Annotated in this window: 20 protein-coding genes and 3 pseudogenes; 12 read left to right on the top strand and 11 right to left on the bottom strand. The window is 72.0% G+C overall.

Annotated elements, in window-relative coordinates:
* Nucleotides 1–4 precede the first annotated feature (4 nt).
* Both O7621_RS01335 and O7621_RS01330 read left to right on the top strand, forming a co-directional pair.
* The gene (locus O7621_RS01335) at nucleotides 5–1,072 is read left to right on the top strand and encodes an NAD-dependent epimerase/dehydratase family protein (protein ID WP_282232368.1); all 1,068 of its coding nucleotides are present in this window, start codon (nucleotides 5–7) and stop codon (nucleotides 1,070–1,072) included.
* On the top strand, nucleotides 1,069–1,932 hold the full coding sequence (locus tag O7621_RS01330; RefSeq protein ID WP_282232367.1) for a lysophospholipid acyltransferase family protein: 864 nt from the start codon (nucleotides 1,069–1,071) through the stop codon (nucleotides 1,930–1,932). Before O7621_RS01335 ends, O7621_RS01330 begins: the two co-directional genes overlap by 4 nt.
* Before the next feature lie 5 nt (nucleotides 1,933–1,937).
* Here the strand turns inward: O7621_RS01330 and O7621_RS01325 are convergent, their stop codons facing one another.
* The 5 genes and pseudogenes from O7621_RS01325 to O7621_RS01305 form a co-directional block, all read right to left on the bottom strand.
* Nucleotides 1,938–3,107 carry a hypothetical protein gene (locus tag O7621_RS01325; RefSeq protein WP_282232366.1) on the bottom strand — a complete coding sequence of 390 codons (1,170 nt, stop codon included), beginning with the start codon at nucleotides 3,105–3,107 and terminating at the stop codon, nucleotides 1,938–1,940.
* A gap of 87 nt (nucleotides 3,108–3,194) precedes the next feature.
* Entirely contained in the window at nucleotides 3,195–4,070 is an 876-nt protein-coding gene (locus O7621_RS01320) for an HAD-IB family hydrolase (RefSeq protein ID WP_282232365.1), read from the bottom strand.
* A 315-nt stretch (nucleotides 4,071–4,385) separates the two neighbouring features.
* Nucleotides 4,386–5,270: pseudogene (locus O7621_RS01315) on the bottom strand (DUF5667 domain-containing protein); the annotation flags it as partial.
* A gap of 243 nt (nucleotides 5,271–5,513) precedes the next feature.
* The gene (locus O7621_RS01310) at nucleotides 5,514–6,452 is read right to left on the bottom strand and encodes an ECF subfamily RNA polymerase sigma factor, BldN family (protein ID WP_348775277.1); all 939 of its coding nucleotides are present in this window, start codon (nucleotides 6,450–6,452) and stop codon (nucleotides 5,514–5,516) included.
* A complete protein-coding gene (locus O7621_RS01305; RefSeq protein ID WP_278171633.1) occupies nucleotides 6,449–6,580 on the bottom strand; it encodes a hypothetical protein in 132 nt (43 codons plus the stop codon). The genes O7621_RS01310 and O7621_RS01305 overlap by 4 nt, the downstream gene beginning before the upstream one ends.
* A 255-nt stretch (nucleotides 6,581–6,835) precedes the next feature.
* Here O7621_RS01305 and O7621_RS01300 point away from each other — a divergent pair, with 255 nt between their 5' ends.
* Nucleotides 6,836–7,093, top strand: coding sequence for a glutaredoxin family protein (locus tag O7621_RS01300; RefSeq protein ID WP_282232364.1), 258 nt, complete (start codon nucleotides 6,836–6,838; stop codon nucleotides 7,091–7,093).
* Nucleotides 7,094–7,177: 84 nt separating this feature from the next.
* Nucleotides 7,178–7,825, top strand: a complete 648-nt coding sequence (locus tag O7621_RS01295) for an HAD hydrolase-like protein (protein ID WP_282232363.1) — start codon at nucleotides 7,178–7,180, stop codon at nucleotides 7,823–7,825.
* A 5-nt stretch (nucleotides 7,826–7,830) separates the two neighbouring features.
* Here O7621_RS01295 and O7621_RS01290 read toward each other — a convergent pair whose 3' ends face one another.
* Nucleotides 7,831–8,475 carry a response regulator transcription factor gene (locus tag O7621_RS01290; protein ID WP_282234813.1) on the bottom strand — a complete coding sequence of 215 codons (645 nt, stop codon included), beginning with the start codon at nucleotides 8,473–8,475 and terminating at the stop codon, nucleotides 7,831–7,833.
* A gap of 24 nt (nucleotides 8,476–8,499) precedes the next feature.
* The gene (locus O7621_RS01285) at nucleotides 8,500–9,798 is read right to left on the bottom strand and encodes a sensor histidine kinase (protein WP_282232362.1); all 1,299 of its coding nucleotides are present in this window, start codon (nucleotides 9,796–9,798) and stop codon (nucleotides 8,500–8,502) included.
* 698 nt (nucleotides 9,799–10,496) lie between these two features.
* Here O7621_RS01285 and O7621_RS01280 point away from each other — a divergent pair.
* The 5 genes and pseudogenes from O7621_RS01280 to hemB all read left to right on the top strand — a co-directional run.
* Nucleotides 10,497–11,174: pseudogene (locus O7621_RS01280) on the top strand (redox-sensing transcriptional repressor Rex); the annotation flags it as partial.
* A 155-nt stretch (nucleotides 11,175–11,329) separates the two neighbouring features.
* Nucleotides 11,330–12,649: a glutamyl-tRNA reductase gene (locus O7621_RS01275; protein ID WP_282232361.1), complete on the top strand. Its 1,320-nt coding sequence runs from the start codon at nucleotides 11,330–11,332 to the stop codon at nucleotides 12,647–12,649.
* Nucleotides 12,646–13,557, top strand: a pseudogene (gene hemC / locus O7621_RS01270) (hydroxymethylbilane synthase); the annotation flags it as partial. The gene O7621_RS01275 and the pseudogene hemC, both read left to right, overlap by 4 nt.
* 115 nt (nucleotides 13,558–13,672) lie before the next feature.
* Nucleotides 13,673–15,253 (top strand): uroporphyrinogen-III synthase, encoded by a 1,581-nt coding sequence (locus tag O7621_RS01265; RefSeq protein ID WP_282232360.1) that lies wholly within the window; start codon nucleotides 13,673–13,675, stop codon nucleotides 15,251–15,253.
* 76 nt (nucleotides 15,254–15,329) lie between these two features.
* Nucleotides 15,330–16,301: a porphobilinogen synthase gene (gene hemB, locus O7621_RS01260; RefSeq protein WP_282232359.1), complete on the top strand. Its 972-nt coding sequence runs from the start codon at nucleotides 15,330–15,332 to the stop codon at nucleotides 16,299–16,301.
* Between the two features lie 61 nt (nucleotides 16,302–16,362).
* Here the strand turns inward: hemB and O7621_RS01255 are convergent, their stop codons facing one another.
* Both O7621_RS01255 and O7621_RS01250 read right to left on the bottom strand, forming a co-directional pair.
* Nucleotides 16,363–17,382: a GNAT family N-acetyltransferase gene (locus tag O7621_RS01255; protein WP_282234812.1), complete on the bottom strand. Its 1,020-nt coding sequence runs from the start codon at nucleotides 17,380–17,382 to the stop codon at nucleotides 16,363–16,365.
* 73 nt (nucleotides 17,383–17,455) lie between these two features.
* On the bottom strand, nucleotides 17,456–18,676 hold the full coding sequence (locus tag O7621_RS01250; protein WP_282232358.1) for a lytic murein transglycosylase: 1,221 nt from the start codon (nucleotides 18,674–18,676) through the stop codon (nucleotides 17,456–17,458).
* 108 nt (nucleotides 18,677–18,784) lie between these two features.
* Here O7621_RS01250 and O7621_RS01245 point away from each other — a divergent pair, with 108 nt between their 5' ends.
* Both O7621_RS01245 and O7621_RS01240 read left to right on the top strand, forming a co-directional pair.
* Nucleotides 18,785–19,021, top strand: a complete 237-nt coding sequence (locus tag O7621_RS01245) for a zinc ribbon domain-containing protein (RefSeq protein WP_278171620.1) — start codon at nucleotides 18,785–18,787, stop codon at nucleotides 19,019–19,021.
* Between the two features lie 92 nt (nucleotides 19,022–19,113).
* Nucleotides 19,114–21,897 (top strand): adenylate/guanylate cyclase domain-containing protein, encoded by a 2,784-nt coding sequence (locus O7621_RS01240; protein WP_282232357.1) that lies wholly within the window; start codon nucleotides 19,114–19,116, stop codon nucleotides 21,895–21,897.
* Between the two features lie 70 nt (nucleotides 21,898–21,967).
* On the opposite strand, the gene O7621_RS01235 is transcribed toward O7621_RS01240, so the two are convergent.
* Together O7621_RS01235 and O7621_RS01230 are read right to left on the bottom strand one after the other, a co-directional pair.
* Nucleotides 21,968–22,498: a phospholipase gene (locus O7621_RS01235; protein ID WP_282232356.1), complete on the bottom strand. Its 531-nt coding sequence runs from the start codon at nucleotides 22,496–22,498 to the stop codon at nucleotides 21,968–21,970.
* A 231-nt stretch (nucleotides 22,499–22,729) separates the two neighbouring features.
* A complete protein-coding gene (locus O7621_RS01230) occupies nucleotides 22,730–22,888 on the bottom strand; it encodes a hypothetical protein (RefSeq protein ID WP_282232355.1) in 159 nt (52 codons plus the stop codon).
* 337 nt (nucleotides 22,889–23,225) lie between these two features.
* Here O7621_RS01230 and O7621_RS01225 point away from each other — a divergent pair, with 337 nt between their 5' ends.
* Nucleotides 23,226–24,245, top strand: a complete 1,020-nt coding sequence (locus O7621_RS01225) for a potassium channel family protein (RefSeq protein WP_282232354.1) — start codon at nucleotides 23,226–23,228, stop codon at nucleotides 24,243–24,245.
* The last annotated feature ends 1 nt before the right edge of the window (nucleotide 24,246 follow it).

The raw sequence follows: 24,246 nt of genomic DNA, 5'->3' as shown, positions 1-24,246 counted from the left end.
CCCTATGGTGAGGTCCCCGACCGTGGTGGTAACCGGAACGAGCCGATTCATCGGTGCCCGGGTCGCCGGTCGACTCGCCGCCGACCCCCGGGTCGGCCGGGTCGTCGGGCTGGACACCGCCACACCGGCGCCGGACTTCGCGGATCTGTTGCGCGACGTCGACCAGGTCCGCGCCGACGCTGGTGCGGCCAGTGGCATCATCGCGGACCTCGATGCGTCAGCCGTCGTGCACCTGGCCGTGGTCAGCGGACCGGATCAACAGTACGGCGGCCGCGCCGCGATGAAGGAACAGAACGTCATCGGCACCATGCAGTTGCTCGCCGCCTGCCAGCGGGCGTCTGGTCTGCGTAAGCTGGTGGTGCGTTCGTCGACGGCGGCGTACGGTGCCTCGTTCCGCGATCCGGCGGTCTTCACCGAGGACACCGAGCCCCGTGAGGTGCCGCGCGGCGGGTTCGCCCGCGACATTCTGGACATCGAGGCGTACGTGCGCGGCTTCCGCCGCCGCCGGCCTGACGTCACCGCCACCGTGCTGCGGTTCGCCCCGTTCATCGGCTCGACCGCCGAGACCAGTCTGACCCGCTACTTCGCCCAGCCGCTGGTGCCGACCGTCTTCGGTCGGGACCCCCGGCTGCAGTTCGTGCACGTCGACGACGCGCTTGAGGTGCTGCACCGGGCCGTGGTGGAGGACCGTCCGGGCACGTTCAACGTCGCCGGTCCGGGCGTACTCACCCTCTCCCAGGCGATCCGGCGGGCCGGCCGGGTCGCCGTACCGGTGCTGGAGCCGGGGCTGTCCGGCGCCGCTGGCGTCACCCGGGCCTTCGGTGTCGGGCGCTACGGGTTCGACCAGATAGACCTGTTCGTCCACGGCCGGGTGGTCGACACCTCCCGGTTGATCCGCGAGTTCGGGTTCGAGCCGCGGTCGACGCAGGCCGCCTTCGACGATTTCCTGCGCGCCCACCCGGACCGGGCGCTGCTCGCCCGCGACCGGCTGGCCGCCGCCGAGCAGGCGATCCTGGACGGCATCCGCCGGGTCCGCGCAGCCCACGCCGGCGATCAGCGAGAGCTGGCATGAGCGTGCCGGACCGACCCGGCGACGTCTGGGATCAGCGGGTGGCCGCCGGCCTGGCGTTTCTGCGCCGCCGGTTGACCGGTGAGTACGAGGTGGACGAGTTCGGCTTCGATCCCGATCTCACCGAAGGCGTGTTCCTGCCGGTGCTGCGGGCGCTGTACCGCGAGTGGTTCCGCACCGAGGTGTCCGGGATCGAACACCTGCCGGTGGACGGTGCCGGGCTCGTGGTCGGCAACCACTCCGGCACGGTCGCGCTGGACGCGGCCGTGCTCACCGCGATCCTGCACGACGAGCATCCGCGGCACCGGCACCTGCGGCTGCTCAGCGCCGACCTGGTCTTCCGGCTGCCGTTGCTGTCCGAACTGACCCGTAAGTTCGGCGGTACGGTGGCCTGCAACCCGGACGCCGAGCGGTTGCTCGGTGGTGGGGAACTGGTCGGGGTCTTCCCGGAGGGCTTCAAAGGAGTCGGAAAACCGTACTCGCAGCGCTACAAGCTGCAACGGTTCGGTCGGGGTGGGTTCGTCTCGGCGGCCATCCGGACCGGATCGCCGATCGTTCCGGTGGCGATCGTCGGCGCCGAGGAGACCTACCCGATGCTGGCGAACATCGCCCCGCTCGCCCGGATCCTCGGCCTGCCGTACTTCCCGGTGACGCCGACGTTTCCGTGGCTGGGGCCGCTCGGCCTGGTGCCGTTGCCGAGTAAATGGCTGATCGAGTTCTGCCCGCCGATCCCGACCACCCAGTTCGCCGACCACGCCGATGACCCGTTGGTCGTGTTCAACCTGGCTGATCAGGTGCGGGAGACGATCCAGCAGGCCCTGCACCGGCTGCTGGACCGTCGGCCGGACCCGTTCGGCCGCTGAGCCGGTCAGTCCGTCAAGCTACGCAGATCCAGCACCTGCCAGGAGGCGGCGCTGTCGTCGCCGACCGACCACCACAGCACACCGCCCCGGCAGAGCACCATGCCCACGTCGTCGCTCACCACGATCGCCTCGTCGAGCTGCAGATCGTAAATGATCAACTGCTGCGAGTTGGTCAGTGAGGTGGGTGCCGACGACAGCGACAGCACCTCGAACCGGTCCAGCACGGCGACGTCGATGGTGCTTGCGGTCACCGAGCCGTCGCCGATGCGCCGACGGTCCGTACCGTCCGGGCGCATCAGGTCGATGCGGCCTGGGCCGTCCGCCGCCAGCACCAGCACCCGGCACCAGGTGGGACCGCAGGTGACCAGCTCGGTCGGGCCGGCGGGCACGTCGGTGATCCGGCGTTCGACCACATCACGGATCCGGATCGGGCCGGTCTCGCCGCTGCCGGCGCTGACCATCGTCGGCCACCTGGACAACGCCCAGGCACCCGGATCGGTGCGTACGGTCACCTCGCCGCCGGCCAACGGGACCGACCGCAGTTCGGTCGCCGGTTCGGTCCCGGGTGCCACGGCGACCCAGTACAGACTGCCTTCGTTGATCACCATGTCGTACTGGGAGTTGAAGAAGACCACGTCGCCGGTGTCGGTAGTGAGCCGGCGTGGCTCGGCGTCGTCGACCCAGCCGGCGGCCCACATCTCGGTCCGCCCCCGGCCGTCCTCGTCCGCGACCGACTCGGACCAGGCCAACGTGTCCCCGTTGGCGGTGAACCCACCGAACTGCGGGGTAGCGCCGAGCGGGAGCCGACGCAGTTCCCGTACCGATCCGTCGGCGGCCCGTACGACCAGCCGCAGCGCGGTGCCGTCCGGGCTCGGCGCGGTGCCGACCGAGGTGCCGCCGTCGAGGAACAGCACCGGGCTGTACGCCGGCCCGTCGGCGAGGTTGGCGGGTACCTCGGTGATCTCGGCCGCCGGCCAGACCTCGGCGACGGTACGCAGCCGGCCCGGCTCGTCCGCGCTGGTCGTCGGGCCGGCCTGCGGCAACACGACCAGCAGGACCGCGGCTGCCAGCGCGCCGGCCAGTCCGGCCAGATGCCACGGACGGTGGCGGCGGTGCCGGCCTGGCGGGTGGCTGGGCGCCCCGGTCGACTCGACCGGGCGTGCGGTGACGGTCACACCGATGCCTTCCTGATCCGATGCCGGCGTCGCCGGCCGGGGTGGGCCGGATACCCGGCCCGAGTGAGCCGGATGTCTGCGTCCTGGTCAGCCTGTCACCCGGCGGCGGCGGATGGCCAGGCCGGCCGTCACCGCGCCGGCCAGGAAACCGGCGGCGACCGTCGACGGTACCGCGATCCGCGCCGCCTTGCGACCGGTCCGGAAGTCCCGGACCTGCCAGCCCTGCTCCCGTGCCTGGCGGCGCAGCGCGGTGTCCGGGTTGACCGCGACCGGGTGTCCGACGGCGGTGAGCATCGGCAGGTCGTTGGCGGAGTCGCTGTACGCGCTGCAGCGGGCGAGCTCGAGCCCTTCGACTGCGGCGAGCTGCACGATCGCCTCGGCCTTGGCCGGGCCGTGCATCAGTTCGCCAGCCAGCCGACCGGTGTACGTTCCATCGACTACCTCGGCGACGGTACCGAGCGCACCGGTCAACCCGAGACGCTGGGCGATCACCCGGCCGACCTCGACCGGAGCTGCGCTGACCAGCCACACCCGTTGTCCGGCGTCGAGGTGCACCTGCGCCAGGGCCCGGCTGCCGGGCCAGATCCGAGACGCCATCAACTCGTCGAAGATCTCCTCGGTGAGGCGTTCCACGTCGCTGACCCGCCAACCGGCGACGAACGCCAGGGCCGCTTCCCGGGCGTGTGACATGTCCCCGGCGTGTTCCGCGGCGAGCAGCCGGAACCGCGCCTGCCGCCAGGCGAACTGGGCGAGGTCGGCGGTGGTGAAGTAGTTGCGGGCGGCGAGGCCGCGCGCCAGCCAGTAAATTGACGCGCCACGCAGCATGGTGTTGTCGACGTCGAAGAAGGCCGCTGCCCGTTGGTCCGGGGCCACCGGTGTCGCGGCTGCCAGCCCGGTGGTCGCCCAGCCCGTGGTGTGACCGGCACCGTCCGTACTGATGGTCACCTTGCGGGTGCGGGGCACGCCGGCATCACTCTCCCGTCGGGCGGCGCCACCGGCCCGGTCAGGTCACCGGTCAGCGGCCGGGTTGTCCTTGACCGCCGGGCGCGGGCCCGGCAGATCCGTCTCGGTGGCCTCGCCGACCTGTGGCTCGGCGAGGCTCGGCTGCTGCGGACTGGTCGACGGCCGGTCGTCGAACTCCGGGCCGATCGACGAGTCGGCACCTGCGGCGGGGGCGGGTGCGACGTCAGCGCGGCCCCGGTCGCCCGGCGACTCGACGACGGGCGGCCCGACCAGGCCGCCCGGGACACGGATGCTACCGGCCGGCTCGGCCGATACGCAGCGGGCCGGCAGCGGGCCGAGTTCGTCGCTGTCGCTGGTCGCCGGAGCCGAGCAGGTCAGCTCGTCGCGCAACGCCGTGGTCCGGGCCCGGACCCGGTCGAGGAGGGTGAGTGATTCGCCGACCCTGTCCCGGTTCGCCGCCGACCCGTCGGCGAGTTGCCGCAACGTGGGACGCTGCGTGGACACGAAAGAGTCGATCACGTCCAGTGGGCTCTCGTCACCGCCGAGCGCGGCGGCGGAGGTGAGCAGCCGGACGCCTTCCCGGGTCTGGCCGTCCATGTCGTCCAGCACTGCGCTGAACGCGGTGGGCTCGTCGTACACGATGAGCGCTTCGCCCATCCGTACTTCTGCGAAGCTGAGGAGCAGTTGTCCGCGGGAGGAGTCGGACTGGGCCAGGGCGAGCTGGGCCCGTTCGGTGGATCGTTTCATCCCGTACAGGGTGTCGCCCGGCACCGCCTGCTCGGTGGCGGCGGACATGCCGGAGACGGTGATCGCCCCGAACGCGACGGTGGCGATGATGACCGCGCGGGTCCGGGCCCGGCCCGCGGTCGTCGCCGCGCGGGCCCCCGCCGCCCGACCGGCGAACCAGCGGGACCGGGGCCGTTCGGGCAGGCGGCGGTACGGAGCCGTCGGTGCGCCGGCGCCGATGCCTTCGCGCTCGGCGGTGGCGATCAGCACGGCGCGCAGGTGTGCCCGGTAGTCCGGGTCCACGCCGTTGTCCGGTGATTTCGGCATCTCGGACATTCGGCGCCCGAGTGCCGTGAGCCCGGCCAGCTCGTCGTCCAGCGGATCGCGGACATGGTGCCGCCCTGCGCCCTCGGCGCGGTCGAGAAGTTGTGCGAATCGTTCGGCGCGTCGGCGGAAGAGATTGAGCTTGCTCATCGCGGACACCTCCCTTCGCAGGTCACGGCTTCAGCGGCGGGTGTCGCCACTATCCGGTGCGACCACGGCCAGGGTCGCTGGGGAGGTGACCCGTTGCGGGTCCTGGCACGCTGCCTGATGGCTGGCGAGGTGCTGGCATCATCGGTCGCACCCCAAGAAACGCCTGAGTGGTCAGTTGGGTTACGGGCCGGTGGCGAGATTCATCACTACGCGTGACTGTGGTTGCCTTCTGTCCGGACTCAGTCACGGTTGGAAACCGTCGGGCAGGAGTCGGGCCAGTGCCCGTACCGCCCGGTACTGCAGGGCCTTGATCGCCCCCTCGTTCTTGCCCATCGCCCGGGCGGTCTCGGCGACCGAGAAGCCTTGCAGGAAACGGAGAACGATGCACTCCTGCTGCTCCGGGTTGAGCTGCTTGACGGCGGTCAGCAGGGCGACGTTGGTGATGTGGTCGACGACCGCTGCCTCGGGGCTTCCCTCCGGGCCGCGATCCTCGCGCTCTGCATCCATTACGTCACCCGTAGTAACTTCCAGTCGGTACCGTCCCGACTTGAAGTGGTCCGCGACCAGGTTGCGGGCGATGGTCACCAGCCAGGCCCCGAGGTCCCGGCCCTGCCAGGTGAAGCTGCCGATCCGCTTCAGGGCGCGCAGGAAGGTATCCGAGGTGAGGTCCTCGGCGAGTTGCCGGTTGCCCACCCGGAAATAGACGAACCGGAATACGGTGTCCACGTACCGGTCGTAGATCAGACCGAACGCCTCGGTCTCGCCCGCCTGGGCCCGTTCCACCAGCGCCCAGACCTCGCGGGCGGGATCGGACGGGTCTGGCCGGTCCGGATAGCCGCCTGGTGGTGCGCCGGACCGACTGCCCTGGTCGGGGATGACCGGCAGCACGGTGGTCTCCGCCTCGTTGCCGTCCGGCTGGGTCGGCATGGTCGGCCGGGCCGGGGCGGCCACCGCGCCACCCATCGGCTTGCTGTTGGTGCCGGGCTGGCGTCGGCTCGGCCCTTCGTTGGGCTGGGTGCGTGGCCGGGTCCCTCGGGTGCCGCCGTCGCCGCGCATCGTGATGCTGAGCATCTCGTGCATCGACGCACGTAGCAGCGACAACCCTTCGGCGAGGGCGATCCGGGCGGCAGTCACCTCGCGGCTGGCCGACGGGAGAACGATCTGCGGGGAGTAGACACTCATTGGGCGTCCTCCGTTCGTGCCTGCGGCGACCCGGCGTGTTGCTGGGCCCGGGCACCTGGGTCGGTGAGCTGGGTGCTGATACCGGCGCTGATGCCGGCGCAGTCCGGCAGGTCGGTGGTGAGCGTCATGGACCGGCGAACCCTCCTGAGGTGCTGGTGCGGTGCGACAACGGGCACGGCGGCCTCCTCGGGCTGAGGGGTGGCGACTCACGGCAAAACGGGTGAGTCGACCCAAGGCGATGATAGGGCCAACGTCACCCACGCGTGTGGAGTCCGTTACACAACGACGAAGTATTTCCGCAGGGCGGCGTGCCCATGTCGCACTGGCTGTCCGCTGTCGGTTACCCGACGCTTTGGTTGTCGGGAAGCGGTAAGCTCCCTGGCGTGTCGCACCGCCAGCCCAGAATCACCTTGATCACCCGCCCCGGCTGCCACCTCTGCGACGACGCCCGCGCGGCGATCGCCCGGGTGACGGGGCAGACCGGCGACGAATGGGTTGAGCAGGACGTCACCGCTGACATCGAGCTGGAGCGTGACTACGGCGAACGGCTCCCGGTGGTGCTGCTCGACGGCCGGGAGCACGGGTACTGGCGCGTCGAGGAGCAGCGGCTGCTCGACGATCTGCGCCGACCGGTCGGCTGACCGGCTGACCGGTCGAGTGGCCTGCGGCCGATCGGTCGGCTGACCTGCTGGTCCGGTGACGCCGGTGGCCGGTATCGTGCCGCCGTGGCCCCGCTTGACACCCATCTGGTCTGGGACTGGAACGGCACCCTGCTCAACGACCTGGCGCTGGTCGTCACCTCGACCAACCACGCGATCGCCACCGTCGACGGCCCGGTGCTCACCCCCGAACAACACCGGGTGGCCTTCCGCCGGCCGGTCGCGGACTACTACGCAGACGTTCTCGGCCGGGCGGTCGACGCCGAGGAGTTCGGCCGGCTGGACCAGATCTTCCACGCCGCGTACCGGGCCGGTCTGACCACCTGCGGACTCGCCGAGGACGCCGAACGGGCGCTGCTCAGCTGGTCGGGCAGCCAGTCGCTGCTCTCGATGTGGTTCCATGACGAGCTGGTCCCGTTGGTCGACACGTACGGCCTGACCCGGACCTTCCGGCGCATCGACGGGCTGCGGACGGCGGTCGGCGGCGACCGCAAGGCCGGTCACCTCGACCGGCACCTGACCGCGCTGGGTGTGGACCCGGCCCGAGCCGTGCTGATCGGCGACTCGATCGACGATGCGGACGCCGCCGAGGCGGTCGGTGCAAGTTGCATCCTGTACACCGGCGGCTTCACCGACCCGGACCGGCTCCGGGCCCGTGGCGTGCCGGTCGCGGAGTCCCTCACCGAGGCGGTACGACTGGCGGCCGATCACTGATCCGGTCAGCCTCGCAGGTAGGTCAGTACGGCGAGCACCCGGCGGTGCTGTTCGGTGTCCGGCGCCAGCTGGAGCTTGTTGAAGATGTTGCGGATATGCTTTTCGACGGCCCCGTCGGTGACCACCAGCAGCCGGGCGATGGCGGTGTTCGACCGCCCCTCGGCCATCAGCCCGAGCACCTGCCGTTCCCGCGGGGTGAGCTGGCGCAGTGGGTCGTCGCGGCGGCGCCGGACCAGCAACTGACCGACCACCTCCGGGTCGAGCACCGTGCCCCCGCCGGCCACCCGGGCGACGGCGTCGAGGAACTCGGCGATCGCGGCGACCCGGTCCTTGAGCAGATAGCCGACGGCGCCGGCGCGGTCGGCGAGCAGATCGTCGGCGTACGACACCTCGACGTACTGGGACAGCACCAGCACCGGCGCTCCCGGGACCAGTTCGCGGATCCGCACCGCCGCCCGTAACCCTTCGTCGGTGTGCGTCGGCGGCATGCGTACGTCGACGATCGAGACGTCCGGACGGTGTTCGGTGACCGCCTCGACCAGGGCCGGGCCGTCGCCGACCGCGGCCACCACCCGGTGGCCGTGCTCGCTCAGCAGCCGGACCAGGCCCTCCCGCAGCAGTACGGCGTCGTCGGCGATCACCACTCGCATGGGTGCCATGTCTACCACCTCGGCTCAGCCGGGCAGCTCGGCGCGGATCTCGGTAGGCCCGCCCGGTGGGCTGTGCACCGCGAGAGTGCCGCCGTGCGCCCGCACCCGGTCGGCGAGTCCGGCCAGTCCGTGCCCCTTGGCGAGGTGGGCACCGCCGGTTCCGTCGTCGGCCACCACGATTGTCAACCCGCCGTCGTGGCGGTGTACCCCGACACTGCAGGCGGTTGCCCCGCTGTGCTTGGCGACGTTGGTCAGCGCCTCGGCCACCACGAAGTAGGCACTGCTCTCCACGGCCGGGTCGGGCCGTGTCGCGGCCGTGCCGAGCCGGGGGTCGACCGACAGGTCGACCGGTACCACGCCGCGTCCGGCCAGGGCGGCGAGCGCACTGGGCAACCCCCGGTCGACCAGGATCGGCGGTGCGATGCCACGGGACAGGGCACGTAGCTCGGCCAGCGTCTCCCGGGTCTGGTCCAGCGCCTCGTCCAGGGTACGCCGGGCGGCGTCCGGGTCGGCCGCCAACTGCTCGCGGGCCCGCCCCAGGTCCATCGCGAGCCGGACGAGTCGCTGCTGCGGCCCGTCGTGGATGTCGCGTTCCAGCCGGCGCAGTGCGGTCGCCTCCGCGCTGACCGCGGCCTGCCGCTGCTCCTCCAGGTCGGTGATCCGGTCGCGCATCTGCGCCACCCCGGTGAGCAGGCCGCGGGCGAGGCCGGCTTGCAGCAACGCGCAACCGCGTACCACGATCGGCAGGGTGACCAGGAAGAACAGCCCGATCGCGGTGTACAACGCGATCCGGGTCCCTGACGCGTCGCCGAGGCCGAGCAGCGGCGCCAGGCCGTCCTCCGGGTCGGCGGGCAGTAACCAGTCGTACGTCCAGTAGAGCGAGCCGGCCAGCGCCCCGGCCCACCAGGTGACGGTGACCGGCACGGCGATCAGGGCCACCGGTAGGCGCAGCACACCGAACGCCAGATCGAGCCAGGACTGGGGGTCGGTGAGCGGGGCGAGGATCCGTCGCCAGGTGCCGGCGTCCGGTCCCGGCGTCACGTATCGCGGCTGCACCCGGGCGGCGGCCAGGACCCCGGCCATCCGGTGCCGTTCGAGCTGGGCGAACGCGCGGACGGTGGCCAGCGTGCCGCTGAGCACCGGCAGGCCGACGACGGTGACCACCAGGCCGACGCCGAGTGCGAAACCGACGACGCCGACGACGAAGTTCGCCAACGCGAGCGGCAGGCTGGTGAGTACGTACAGGGAGTCGTTGGCGAGCCGACGCAACGTCGTCTGCCGGCTGGCCGGTGCGAGGGCGGGCGGAATGCCGACTGCGGTCATCAGAGTCCTTCCGGGGAGGAGACGGAACCCCTGCGCAGCAGGGCAGGGAAAGCCGCCGGGACCTGGTGGTCGTGGACCGCTGGATCCCGTCGACCCGAGGGTGCTCCACCTGCGGCGAACTGGCCGACCGGATGCCGTTGGCCGTCCGGTCGTGGACCTGCCGGTGCGGGCAGGCCCACGACCGGGACGTCGACGCGGCCCGCAACATCCTCGCGGAGGGGCTCTCCGTGACTGCCTGTGGAGGCGGCGTGCGACCTCACCGGGAGTCCTCCTCTCGGACAGGGCGGTCGTCGGTGAAACGGGAACCCCCTGGGGCAACCCAGGGAATCCCCGTCCCTTAGGCGGGGAGGAAGTCAAGGCAGTGACGCTAGGTGCCAGGTGGCGGGCCGGTCACTCCTGCCGGCCCGCCGATCGCGGTGGGGTTGTCCCCCCCCCTGTCGGAGCGGCGCGCGGCAAAAAGCCGGAAATTGGTAATAATGGTGCTGCTGTCGCCGGATGAAACCGGTGTGACGGGTAGCGTGGATCCAGTGGCTCGTCCATCACCGTCGATCAAGATCGCGATTTGTGCACGCGTTCACAAGCGCCTACGCTGTAATCCTGACGAGCCCCGATAGCACAACAGGTGACGGCGGTTGCCACAGGGGCACCGGACTGACCGGCCGGGCCGGCGGGTCAATGATCGCATCGCACGGAGACACATGAGTCAGCACCGCCAGCCAGGCGCGTCCGGCCGGGTCGACGCCGTTCCGGCGCTGCCGGACCTCCCTGAGGCGACGGTCGCGCGACTCCCGGAGTATCTCCGTGCCCTGCACACTCTCGCCGACGCCGGTCACGAGACCGTTTCCAGTGAAGGGCTGGCCAGCGCGGCCGGAGTCAACTCCGCCAAGCTGCGCAAGGACCTGTCCCAACTCGGCTCGTACGGTACCCGTGGCGTGGGCTACGACATCGCGTTGCTGATCGAGCAGATCGAGTACGTGCTCGGGCTCACCCATCGGCGGGCCGTCGCGCTCGTCGGGGTCGGCAACCTCGGCCACGCGCTGGCCGGCTACGCCGGCTTCGCCAGCCGGGGGTTCCGCATCGCCGCGCTCTTCGACGCCGACACCGACCGGGTCGGTGAACAGATCAACGGACTGGTGGTCCGGCACATCGACGACCTGCCGGCGGTGGCCGCCGAGGAGTCGATCGCCATCGGGGTGATCGCCACCCCGGCCGCGGCCGCGCAGCAGGTCGCCGACCAGTTGGTGGCCGCCGGAGTCACCAGCATCCTCAACTTCGCGCCGTGCGTACTGGTGGTGCCCGCCGGAGTCGACGTCCGCAAGGTCGACCTGGCGATCGAGTTGCAGATCCTCTCCTTCCACGAGCACCGCAAGTCGGCCTCCGGTCACGACCACGGCGTGCCGGGGCTGACGGCGCTGCCAGGTGGGCTGGGCGGCGGGCCCGCCGCCGCGGCATCCTTTGACGCCGCCGCGGCCAGCTTCGACGCGTCCGGTGCCAGCTTCGACTCGGCCGGCCCGGCGGAGGCGGTCGGCTCATGAACCTTCTCGTCGTCGGCGCGTCCTACCGGACCACGCCGGTCGCCACCCTGGAGCGGTTGGCCGTCGCCCCGACCGACGTGCCCGAGACGCTGCGCCGGCTGCTCGCCCAGCCGTACGTTGACGCCGCCGTCGTGCTCTCCACCTGCAACCGGGTCGAGGTTTACGCGGCGGTCACCGGATTCCACGGCGGTCTCGCCGACATCTGCGGCGTGCTGGGTGACCGGGTCGGCAGCGCCCCCGGCGAGCTGGCCGACCACCTGTACGTGCACTACGGCCAGGCCGCCGTCGAACACACGTTCCGGGTGGCTGCCGGGCTCGACTCGATGGTGGTCGGTGAGGCGCAGATCCTCGGCCAGTTGCGCGACGCCTACCACGTCGCCAACGAGGCCGACGCCACCGGCCGGCTGCTGCACGAGCTCATGCAGCAGGCGCTGCGGGTCGGCAAGCGGGCGCACGCCGAGACCGGGATCGACCGGGCCGGCCAGAGCGTGGTCAGCGCGGCCCTGCGGGTCGGCGGCGAACTGCTGCCCGGTGGGCTGCCCGGCCGGCCGGTGCTGGTCCTCGGCGCGGGCGCGATGGGCGCCCTGGCGGTCGCCACCCTGGCCCGGCTGGGAGTCGAGTCGATCCGGGTGGTCAACCGCCGGGACGACCGGGCGGTCCGGCTGGCCGGTGCGTACGGTGCCACCGCGGTGCCGTACGACCAGTTGCCGGCTGCGCTCAGCCAGGTCGACCTGGTGATCAGCGCCACCGCCTCGGCCGAGCCGGTGCTCACCCGCGACGCCGTCACCGGGGTGCTGGCCGCCCGCCCGGGCGACCGGACCGGTCCGCTGGTCCTGCTCGACCTCGCCGTACCCCGGGACGTGGAGCCGGCCGCCGCAGCGCTGCCCGGCGTCGCGGTGATCGACATCGACGGCCTGGCCGGCGCACTCACCGACGCGCCCGCCGCGACCGACACGGCGGCCGTCACCCGGATCGTCGACACCGAGGTGGAGTCGTTCCTCAGCTGGATGCGCGGCGCGGACGTGGCCCCCACCGTGGCCGCGCTACGCGGCCGCGCCGACGACGTGGTCGGCGCCGAGCTGCGCCGACTCGCGCAGCGTCGGCCTGACCTCACCGACGACCAGCGCGCCGAGGTCGCGCACACCGTGCACCGGGTGGTCCAGCGGCTGCTGCACTCGCCGACCGTACGGGTGCGTCAGCTCGCCGCCGAGCCCGGTGGTGACCAGTACGCCGCGCTGCTGCGCCAACTGTTCGACCTGGAGGTGCCGGGCACCTCCACCGCCGGCGACGTGCCGGACCTGGAGGCCGACCGATGAGTGTGTTGCGCCTGGGCACCCGGGGCAGCGCCCTGGCCACCGCCCAGTCCGGTCGGGTCGCCGCCGCGCTGCGCTCCGCCACCGGCCGCGACGTCGAACTGGTGGAGATCGTCACCGCCGGGGACCGGTCCACCGCGCCGGTCGCCGCGCTCGGCGTCGGCGTGTTCGTATCCGCGCTGCGCGACGCGCTGCTGGCCAAGGAGATCGACTTCGCGGTCCACTCGTACAAGGACCTGCCCACCGCCGGCCAGGCGGAGCTGCTGGTCGCGGCGGTGCCGCCCCGGGAGGATCCGCGTGACGCGTTGATCAGCCGGGACGGCCGGATGCTCGCCGAGCTCGCGCCGGGGGCCACCGTCGGCACCGGGGCACTGCGCCGGATCGCCCAGCTGAACGCCCTCGGCCGTCAGCTCGTGGTCACCCCGATCCGGGGCAACGTCGACACCCGGATCGGCCGGGTGCGCGGCCCGCAGCCCGATCTCGACGCGATCGTGCTGGCCCGGGCCGGCCTGGCCCGGCTCGGCCGGACCGCCGAGATCACCGAGACTCTCGACCCGATGCTGATGCTGCCGGCGCCCGCCCAGGGCGCCCTGGCCGTCGAATGCCGGGCCGACGACACCGACCTGGTCGAGCTGCTCGGCACGCTCGACCATGCACCGACCCGGGCCGCGGTCGCCGCGGAACGGTCGTTGCTCGCGACGCTGGAGGCCGGCTGCAGCGCACCGGTCGCGGCGTACGCGGAAGTCGCCGAGGGGGATGACGGCGACGAGATCTACCTGCGCGGGGCGGTGATCAGCCCGGACGGACTCCGGGAGATCAGACTGTCGCGCACCGGTCCCCCGGCCACCGCCGTCGAGATCGGCGCGGCGCTCGCCGCCGAGCTGCTCGACGCCGGAGCCGACACGATCCTTCCGGGGGCCACGCCCGGCGGTCCGTCCAGGACCGCGGATGGCGACGGCGTGGTACCCCAGCGACCTTCAGCGCCCAATCCGTCCGGCGCGACGACCCAGAACATGGGGAGCATAAATGACCCGCACCCGTAAGCTCGCCGGCCACATCGCGTTCGTGGGCGCCGGCCCCGGCGACCCGGGCCTGCTGACCCGCCGGGCGCACGACGCCCTGGCCGAGGCGGACCAGGTCGTCTACGACCGGGGCGTCCCGGAGACGCTGCTCGCCGCGGTCCGCGCCAGCGCCAAAACGGACACCCAGCTCAGCCCGGCCGAGGGCGCGCCAGGTGACGTGGCAAAGGTGCTGATCTCCGCCGCCCGGTCCGGGCAGGCCGCGGTTCGGTTGGTCTGCGGCGACCCGTTCGGTCACCACGCGGTGGTGACCGAGGTGCAGGCCGTCGCGCGTACCGCAGTGCCGTTCGAGGTGGTCCCCGGGGTCAGCCAGGCCGAAGGGGTGGCCGGCTACGCCGGGGTGCCGCTGCCCGGCATCCGTACGGTGGCCGACGTCGACGACACCGCCTGCCTCGACTTCGAGGCGCTCGCCGCGGCGGTCGGCCGGGGCTCGCTCGCCCTCGCGGTCGACGCCGGGGAGCTCGCCGCGGTCCGCGACGGACTGCTCGCCGCCGGCGTCGACGGTGCCACCTCGGTCGCGGTGACCGGGGACGGGACCGGCGAGACCCAGTACACCACCACCTCGACGGTGGACAGCTTCGTCGCCGCCGCGCTCGGTTTCACCGGTCGGGTGGTGCTCACCCTCGGTGCCGGGGTAGCCGAGCGGGACAAGCTGAGCTGGTGGGAGAACCGGCCGCTGTACGGCTGGAAGGTGCTCGTGCCGCGGACCAAGGAGCAGGCCGGCGTGATGAGCGCCCAGCTGCGCGCCTACGGCGCCATCCCGTGCGAGGTGCCGACCATCGCGGTCGAGCCGCCGCGTACCCCGGCGCAGATGGAGCGGGCGGTCAAGGGCCTGGTCGACGGCCGGTACGCCTGGGTCGTCTTCACCTCGGTCAACGCCGTACGGGCGGTGTGGGAGAAGTTCGCTGAGCACGGACTGGACGCCCGGCACTTCGGCGGGGTCAAGATCGCCTGCATCGGCGAGGCGACCGCGGACGCGGTCCGCGCCTTCGGAATCCAGCCCGAGCTGGTGCCGGCCGGTGAGCAGTCCTCCGAAGGGCTGCTGGCCGAGTTCTCGCCGCACGACGAGATCCTCGACCCGGTGGGCCGGGTGCTGCTGCCCCGGGCGGACATCGCCACCGAGACCCTCGCCGCCGGGCTGACCGAGCGCGGCTGGGAGGTCGACGACGTCACCGCGTACCGGACGGTGCGGGCCGCGCCGCCGCCGGCCGAGATCCGCGACGCGATCAAGTCCGGCGGCTTCGACGCGGTGCTGTTCACCTCCTCGTCCACCGTTCGCAACCTGGTCGGTATCGCCGGCAAGCCGCACGCCCGGACGGTGGTCGCGGTGATCGGCCCGAAGACCGCCGAGACCGCCACCGAGTTCGGCCTGCGGGTGGACGTGCAGCCGGCGCACGCGTCGGTGCCGGAGCTGGTCGAGGCGCTGGCGGGCTATGCGGTCGAGCTGCGGGAGAAGCTGGTGGCGATGCCGGCCAAGCAACGGCGCGGTTCCAAGGTGCAGGGTCCGACGGCGCTGCGGTTCCGCTGAGCCGGCGACCAGTGCGCAGGCTGACCGTTGCGCGGCCACCGAGTCGGCGACCGCCTGAGCCAGGAGACGATGGGCGATGACGTACCCGCAGAGCCGGCCACGCCGGCTGCGCCGCACCGCCGCGGTGCGGCGGCTGGTCGAGGAGACCCGGCTGTCCCCGGCCGAGCTGGTGCTGCCGATGTTCGTCAAGGAAGGGCTCACCGGGCCGCGACCGATCCCGTCGCTGCCCGGTGTGGTCCAGCACAGCCGGGACTCGTTGCGCAAGGCCGCCGCCGAGGCGGTGGCGGCCGGGGTCGGCGGGATCATGCTGTTCGGCGTGCCGCAGCGCCGGGACGCGACCGGTTCCGCCGGTGTCGACCCGGCCGGGGTGCTGAACGTCGCCATCCGGGACGTGGTCGCCGAGGTCGGTGACGCCACCGTGGTGATGAGCGACCTCTGCCTCGACGAGTTCACCTCGCACGGGCACTGTGGCCTGCTCGCCGCCGACGGGACGGTGGACAACGACGCGACGCTCGCCGCGTACGCGCAGCTGGCTGTCGCGCAGGCCGAAGCCGGCGCGGACATGCTCGGCCCGTCCGGGATGATGGACGGCCAGGTCGGGGTGGTGCGCCGGGCGTTGGACGCGGCCGGGTACACCGACACAGCACTGCTCGCGTACGCGGCGAAGTACGCCTCGGCGTTCTACGGGCCGTTCCGCGAGGCGGTGGAGTCGGCGCTGGTCGGTGACCGGCGGACCTACCAGCAGGATCCGGCGAATCTGCGGGAGTCGCTGCGCGAGGTCGAGCTGGATGTCGCCGAGGGCGCCGACCTGGTGATGGTCAAGCCGGCGCTGCCGTACCTGGACGTGATCGCGGCGGTCCGCCAGCGGGTGCACGTCCCGGTCGCCGCCTACCAGGTCTCCGGCGAGTACGCGATGGTCGAGGCTGCCGCCGCGAACGGCTGGATCGACCGGGACCGGGTGATCCTGGAGACGTTGACGTCGATCCGGCGGGCCGGCGCGCAGATCATCCTCACCTACTGGGCGACGGAGGTCGCGAACGCCCTCTGACCGGGGGTGTCGACGGCACCCGCCAGCCCGGGTCGATGGCGCATCCACCGACCCGGGTCGTTCAGCTGCGCACGCCGAGCCGGTGCATCAGGGTCGGGATGTCGGCTCCGTAGTCCCACCAGTCCCGGTCGGGCTGGTAGCCGAGTTCCGCGTTGATCGCGATCAGATCCTCGTCGCCCTCGGCGTTCCAGGTCTGCACCTCGGCCAGCCGCGGCTCGACGGTACGCAGCTCCAGCAGCATCCGTGCCTTGATCGCCCGGTCTATGCCGTGCCCCAGGTGGGCCTGGGCGACGATGGTGTCGTACTGGTCGGCCCGGGTCGGGTGCTGAGCCGGCACCACCACCTCGGTCAGCCCGGCCACCGCGCCGCTGGCCAGGTGCCGGGCCAGCACGATGTACGGCGTCATGCCGCGGCGACGTAGGCAGTCGAGGCTGTCCCGGAGCCGGTCCGGGTCGTAGGAGCTGGGCCGCAGGTCCAGGTCGCCGTCCTCCGGCACGCTCTGCTCGGCCTTGGTCCGGGCGTACGCATCGACCAGGCCCTCCGGCGGCCCGCCCGGGTGAAACTCGATCTGGTACCCGGGGACCGGGTCCTGCGCCGTCTTCTCGATCGCGGTCCAGTCGACCGCCGGCAGTCGGAGCACGCTGCGGATCTCCCGGAACTGGCGGGCGAACCCCAGTGACTCGTAGAAGTCGACGGCGCAGGTGCCCCCGATGACCTCGACACCGACCGAGCTGAACCCCTCGTGGTAGGCGCGGCGTACGGCGAGCGCCAGCAGTTCCCGGCCCAGGCCGTTGCGCCGGGCGTTGGGCCGGACCAGGATCTCGAGCACTCCGATGTCGCCGAGGAGCAGCACGTTGACGTGCCCGTTGACCGGCCCCGGCCGGCCGTCGTCGGTGGTTTCCTCGGCCAGCCAGCAGATCCGTCGGACCCCGGGCATGGTTTCGGTCAGGTACTCCCGCAGGAAGTCCGGCCGCCAGTACGGATCACCTGGCAGGTCAGCCTCGAATACCCGGTTGAGACAGTCCAGCAGAGATGAGATCTCGGCGGACGACGCGGTTCGGGGGTCCCACTCGCGTACCATCACGCGTCTAGCTTGCCGCCAAGTCGCCAGTTGCGAAAGTGGCCGGGCCGGAAATTGTGGCTATCTGATTGCACTAAGTACGGCTACGGACACCGTAGTCGTTGGCGGTGTCGAAGACCGCCTGGGCGTACGGCTGCACGTTGTTGTACGACAGGATCGCGCTCCACCAATCAGAAGCTGTGGACAGATCGCGCCCGTTCCGGCACAAGTAGTTAGCAGCAGCGAGGCTGGCGTCATCAATATCCTGCGGATCGATGACACCGTCGTTGTCCGCGTCCACCGCGAATTCCGCCCAGGTGGTCGGGATGAACTGCATCGGGCCGACCGCCCGGTCGTACACCGGGTCGTTGTCCAACTCGCCGTTGTCGGTGTCGGTGATCCGCTGACGTCCGCCGGCACCGTCCAACGGCAGCCCGGTGATCGGCGGTACGGCGCGGCCGTCGGCGTCCAACCGTGACCCGTTCGCCCGGCCGTGGGCCGACTCGATCATGCCGATCGCGGCCAGCGTGGTCCACGACAGCCGGCAGTCCGGCGTGGTGGTGGCCAGCACCAACTCGGCGTAGCCGTACGCCTCCATCGCCACCACCGGTATGTCGACCCGGCTGGCGGTGCGGGTCGCCCAGGCGGCGAGGACCGTGGCCGGCCGGGTCGGGGCACCCGGGTTCAGCCCGCCGTCGAGCGGGGGATCCGCCGGTGGCTCGAGCAGGTCAGGGTCCGTGGACTCGGGCATCTGCGGTACGGCGGTGGTGCCGAGCGCCGTGGGCGAGGCGGCCGGTTGCCGGTTGCCGGCGGCCGCTGGGACCAGCACCGCACCGGCGGCACCGCTGCCGGCGACCAGAGCGAGCAGGAGCAGCCCGGGCAGGGCCAGCCGCCCGGCCGGCCGGCGACTCCACGCTCCGGCCGCTCGGGCCGCCCGGCGGAGGCCGCGCCGGACCGGTCGCAGCCGAGCCGGGTGCAGCCAGCCGATCCGGGTGCCGAACGGCGCGTCCTCTCGCCGGTGCCGACCGACCCCGGCAAGCGTGGTGGCCGGTGTCGATGCCGGTGCCGGCCCGGGCGGATCGGTCGCCGGTCGCGCCTGCTCGTCCGCGCAGGCCCCGGTCGGCTGGGTGCCGCTGCCAGCGGTCGGCCGGGTGTCGTCGCCGGCGGGTTCGCTGTCGCCGGGTGGTCGGGGCTCGCTGGTCGGTCCGGTGTCGCTGCCTGGTCCGATATCGCCGGTCGACGCGGCGTCGGTCGACCGTACCGGGTCCGGTTCCGGGATGCTCTCCTGCCGCGGCGGCCGGGCAGGCGTCGGCACCGCCGGACGCAACCGATGTGGTGCTGGCGTGCCCGACCCGTCCTCGACCATGCCGTCGAGTATCACCCATCCGGCCGGAAGCGTCAGTTCCCGCCGTACCCTATCCACATGCCCCGGTACGAGTTCCGCTGTCGCGCGTGCGGCGACACCTTCGAGGTCAACCGTCCGATGACCCAGGCCGGCGATCCGGCGTCCTGCCCGCAGGGACATTCCGACACGGTCAAACTGTTGTCCACCGTTGCGATCACCGGCCGTGGTGCCGGGACCTCCGGTGGGCTGCCGGTCATGCCGCCAGCCCCGGCCGGCGGCGGTGGCGGCTGCTGCGGTGGCGGGTGCGGATGCTAGTTGACCCACAGCGCTGACCGGTTCGCGATGAGCTGGGTTGTCTGACTGCGGCAGCATGAACGCGACTTCCCAGCGGGGCGGAGGTTCCACGGGTGTCGGCACCGATCGCACTGCCGAGCGGACTGGTCACCTTCATGTTCACCGACATCGAAGGATCGACGAGGCTGGCCCGACTGCTCGGCCGCGACTACCGCCCGGTGCTCAGCGAACACCGACGGTTGGTTCGGCGCACCTTGTCGGCCAGCGACGGCACGGAGTTGTTCACCGAAGGGGATTCGTTCTTCGTGGCGTTCGCCGACGCGTCCGCCGCACTGGACGCCTGCCGGCGTGCGCAGCGGGCGCTGGCCGCGCACGAGTGGCCGACCCCGGATGTCGCACCCCGGGTGCGGATGGGGCTGCACACCGGGCACGCCGAGCCGGTCGGGGGTGAGTACGCCAGCCCGGAGGTGCACCGCGCGGCGCGGATCGCGGCGGCGGCGCACGGTGGCCAGGTCCTCTGTTCCGCCGCGACCGCCCAGGCCGCCGACCCGTTGCCGGTCGGCGTCTCGCTGCTCGACCTCGGCCTGCACCGGCTGCGCGGGTTCGACGACCGGGAGCGGCTGTTCCAGTTGATCGCCGCCGGGCTGGAGCGCCAGTTCCCCAGGCCGCGTACGGCCGACTCGGCCAGCCACAATCTGCCCAATCAGATCAGCTCCTTTGTCGGTCGCCGGACCGAACGCCAGGAGCTGCGCCAGCTGGTCGCCGAACACCGGCTGGTCACCGTGGTGGGTGCCGGCGGTGCCGGCAAGACCCGGCTGGCGATCGAGGTCGCGGCCGACGCCAGCGGCGGTGCCGCCGCGGAACCACCGGCAGCGGACCCGGCCAGGGCCGGCCACCCGGACGGCGTGTGGTTCGTCGATGTTGCCACGGTGACCGATCCCGGCCTGGTCGCGTTCGCCGTCGCCGCGGTGTTCGGCCTGCGGCCGGAGCCGGGCCGGCCGATCCTGGACACCGTCGTCGAGTATGCGGCCGCCCGCCGGCTGCTGCTGGTGCTCGACACCTGCGACGCCCAGCCGGCGGCGTGTGCCGAGGTGATCGCCCGGCTGCTCGGGGGTGGCCGGCAGGTCCGGGTGCTGACGACCAGCAGGGAGCCGCTGGGGGTGCCCGGCGAGGTGGTGTGGCGGATACCGCCGATGTCGGCCGAACCGGGGCCGGCGGGCGGCCCCAGCGACGCCGTGGCACTGTTGCTGGACCGCACGGCGGCGGCCCGTGGTGGTCACCCGCCGGGTCCGACCGAGACCGCCCAGCTGCACCGGGTGGCGGCCCGGCTGGACGGGTTGCCGCTGGCGATCGAGCTCGCCGCCGCCCGGCTGCGGGTGCTCTCCGTCGGGCAGCTCGTGGACCGCCTCGACGATGTCCTGGGGGTGCTGGACGCGGGGCAGGAGGAGCCGGTCGACGCGCAGCGCCCTGCCGGGCGGCGGCACGGCACGCTACAGGCGACGGTCACCTGGTCCTACCGGACGCTGGCCCCCCGGGCGGCCCGCCTGTTGCGCTGGATGTCGGTCTTTGCCGGACCGATCGATCTGGCCACCGTGGAGTGGCTGCTCGAGGACGATCCGCTGGGGCCGTTGGCGGTGCTGGTCGACAAGTCGATGATCCAGGCCGAGCCGGCGGCCGGCGGCACCAGCTACCGGATGCTCGACCCGATCCGGGCGTACGCGGCACGGCGGCTGGTCGAAGCGGGTGAGGAGCAGGCTGCCCGGGACCGGCACGTGGCCTGGGCCCTGCACGCGTTGCAACGTGCCTACCTGGGCCCGGACGGCAAGCCGGTCACCCTTTCGCTGTACACCCTCGATCCGTTGGCCGACGAGCTGCGGGCCGCGCTGCGGTGGAGCACCACCGGTGGCAGTGCCCGGCGTGGCCTGCAGCTCGCCAGCGGGCTCGACCAGTGGTGGCGCGAACGCGGCCTGGCCCGGGAAGGCCGACTGTGGCTGTTCCGGCTGTACGGGCGGATCGCCGAGACCGGCGAGGCGATTCCCGAGGCGGAGCTGGCGGCCGCGTACCACATGCATTCGCAGCACGCGGGCGCGGACGGCGAGTTCGGCGAGGAGATGCGGTTCTCACACCGGGCGGAGGCCGCCGCCCGACAGGCTGGCGACGCGGGCCTGCTGGCCCGGGTGCTGGCCGGTCGGGGCGCCTCGCTCATCGATCTCGGGCAGTTCGTCGAGGCCGAGCAGGTGTGCCGGCGGGTGATCGACTGGGCAGCGGCGAACGGCGCGGTCGGCGACGCGCTGTTCGCCGTGTACAGCCTGGCCGAGCTGCTCTGCCGGCGAGGGGCGTTGGACGAGGCCGCCGAGGTGCTGGCCACCGCCCGGCCGGCGGAGGCCGCCCGGCCGGCGGAGCGCGGCCGGCGGACCGTGGACATGCTGCTCGGGCTGGTGGCGTTGGGTCGCCGGGACCTGGTCGCCGCGCACGACCATCTGGTGGTGGCGCTGCGCTCCCGGATGCGGTACGGGTTCCACCGACGGGCCTGCGACACGTTGAACGCGATGGCGGTCCGGTGCGCGCTGGGCGGTGACCCGTCGACCGCTGCTCGCCTGTTCGGTGCCGCTCAGGCGACCCGCTCGGCGCTGCGCAGCACGGCCGGCATGTTCGGCGGCTACTGGGCGCAGGAGCAGGCCAAGGTACGGTCGGCGATCGGCGACAGGGCGTTCGACGCCGGGTACGCGCAGGGCAGCCGGATGAGTCTGGTCGAGGCGGCGGCATTGGCGCTCGCCGTTGAGCATCCGGACCTGACGACCGTCGCCCGGTGGCTCGCCGACGAGTCCGCCGGCGCAGTCGGTGACGCCGACCCGCTCGGCGGCCGTGGCGACCGGCGGCCGGCCCGGCCGTGGTGACCGGCGGCCGGCCCGGCCCTGGGAGGGCGGGCCGGCCGATGCGGCACAATGCGGCGCGCGGCGGTGCCGGTCAGTCGGTGCCGGCCAGCCGTGGCCCGGCGGCCTGCAGTTGCCGGGCCCGCTCCAGGTCGGCGGCGGTCACCACCGGAGCGCCGAAGATGCGTACCGCCTGGTAGTACGTCCAGGCCAGGCTCAGGCAGGCTGGCCGGACGAAGCTGCTGTAGCGGGCACACGCCCGCTTGAGGTCCTCGTAGAAGGCGCTGTCCACCCGTGCCTTGTTGGCGGAGAACTGGCCGATCGCCTTGTAGTTGCGGTAGCCGAAGTCGTGCCGGTGGCAGGAGAGCCGGAAGTCGAAGCCGAGCGGGTTGTCCGGGCTGGACGAGCAGTAGTCGGTCGACCAGTCGAACTGATAGGTGGTCCAGGCTCCCTGATTGAGTCGGGCCGAGTTCCAGGCGCTGTAGCTGCTCGCGCTGGTCTGGGTCCAGCTGGACAGCACTGCAGGCTTGTCGGCGGGCACGGCGGCGACCGGGCCGGCCGAGCCGAGGGCGGCGGTGAGGCCGAGCAGTGCGGCGGTGAGCAGGGTGGTCAGGCGTCGGGACATCGCGATACCTCCGGTGGACGGTCCGTGGGTGGCGTCGGCGTGCTTGTTACCGGTGGGTCACAAGCGTGTCCACAGTCTCGCGGTATCAGCTGGAGTCGATCTTTAGTTGGCCTGATTGTTTGTCGACCAGCGTGTAAACAGACGAGACGGCCGGACCGGTCACATCGCCCGGCCGTCTCGGCTGTTCGGCCCTCCCTGTCACCTGGTCCCGGTCGGCCGGCCGGCCTGTGGTCAGCCGACGTCGGTGGTGTCGGCCCGGGGTGCACCGGGCAACGCGGCGACCCGGACCAGAGCGACCACGCGGCCGAGCCCGCCGCCGTCCGTTCCGAGGGACCGTCCGACGATCCACACCCACCGATTGTCGTAATAGACCGACAGATCGGGTCGCATCTGCTCCACCTGGAGTATGAGATTGTGTCCGCCGTACCGCCAGTCGTCCTTGCTGAGTCGTAATACCGTCCCCGGGGCGATGACGGGAATGGCGCTCGGTCGTGGTGGATGCACAGACTGCTCCGAAAACTGGCGGATGGATGGCTCGCTGGGTGAGCATCGACAACACTGCGTCCCGATGCAATGTCTCTAAGCAAGATTTGAGGCGGCGGGATACGACCGGATCGGTCCCGGACGCACCTGGCACAAGGTGTTGTCCAGGCGATCAAGATCAAGCAGCCCGGAACAGCTATGTTGTGGGCGTGTACGGGGACATGAAGGCGGAGGCGGGCCGGCGGTGATTCACTTTCCCGCCGTTCGGCAGGGGCCGCTTCGGGCACTGAGTCTGCGGCTGATGGCGGCGGTCGGACTGGTGCTCGGCGTGGTGGCCGTGGTGTACGCCGACCGCGACGGCTACCGGGACGCCAACGGCGACGGCGTCTCGCTGCTCGACAGCTTCTACTACGCGGTGGTCAGTCTCTCCACCACCGGGTACGGCGACATCGCTCCGGTCACCGAGGCGGCCCGGCTGGTCAACGTCCTGATCATCACGCCCGCCCGAGTGGTCTTCCTGATCATCCTGGTCGGCACCACCCTGGAGGTGCTCACCGAGCAGTACCGGACGAACCTTCGACTGACCCGGTGGAGAAAGAACGTGAAGGACCACGTGATCATCTGCGGCTACGGCACCAAGGGCCGTAGCGCCGTCTCCGCGCTGCTGGAGAACGGCTTCGACAAGCAGCACATCGTCGTCGTGGAGAGCAGCGGGATCGCCTTGCGGCAGGCGACCTCCGCCGGGCTGGTAGCCATCGAAGGATCGGCCACCCGGTCGTCGGTGCTCAACGAGGCGCACGTCAAGCACGCCAAGGCGGTGATCATCGCGACCGACAGCGACGACGCCTCGGTCCTGGTCACGCTGACCGTCCGGCAGTTGACCGCTGGGAAGGTACGGATCATCGCCGCCGCTCGGGAAGCGGAGAACGCGCCGCTGCTGCGGCAGAGCGGCGCGCACCATGTCATCGTCTCGTCCGCCACCGCGGGCCGGCTGCTCGGCCTGTCCACCTCGGCACCGCCGCTGATCGACGTGGTCGAGGATCTGCTCACCCCGGGACAGGGGATGGCGCTGGCGATGCGTTCGGCGAACCGCGACGAGGTGGGCACCTCACCACGACAACTGGCCAACCTGGTGATCGCGCTGATCCGGCGCGGCCGGGTGGTGTCACTCGCCGACCCGGACAGCGTCAAGATCGAGACAGGTGACCTGCTGGTCTATGTCCGCGACGACCGGACCTCGGCCAGCACGCCGTCGATCGGCTGAG

Origin of the sequence: Solwaraspora sp. WMMD937, from assembly GCF_029581175.1 — a bacterium.
Taxonomy (GTDB): Bacteria; Actinomycetota; Actinomycetes; order Mycobacteriales; family Micromonosporaceae; genus Micromonospora_E.
The sequence above is the reverse complement of the archived record's forward strand: the minus strand, read 5'-3'. Positions and strand labels throughout refer to the sequence as shown.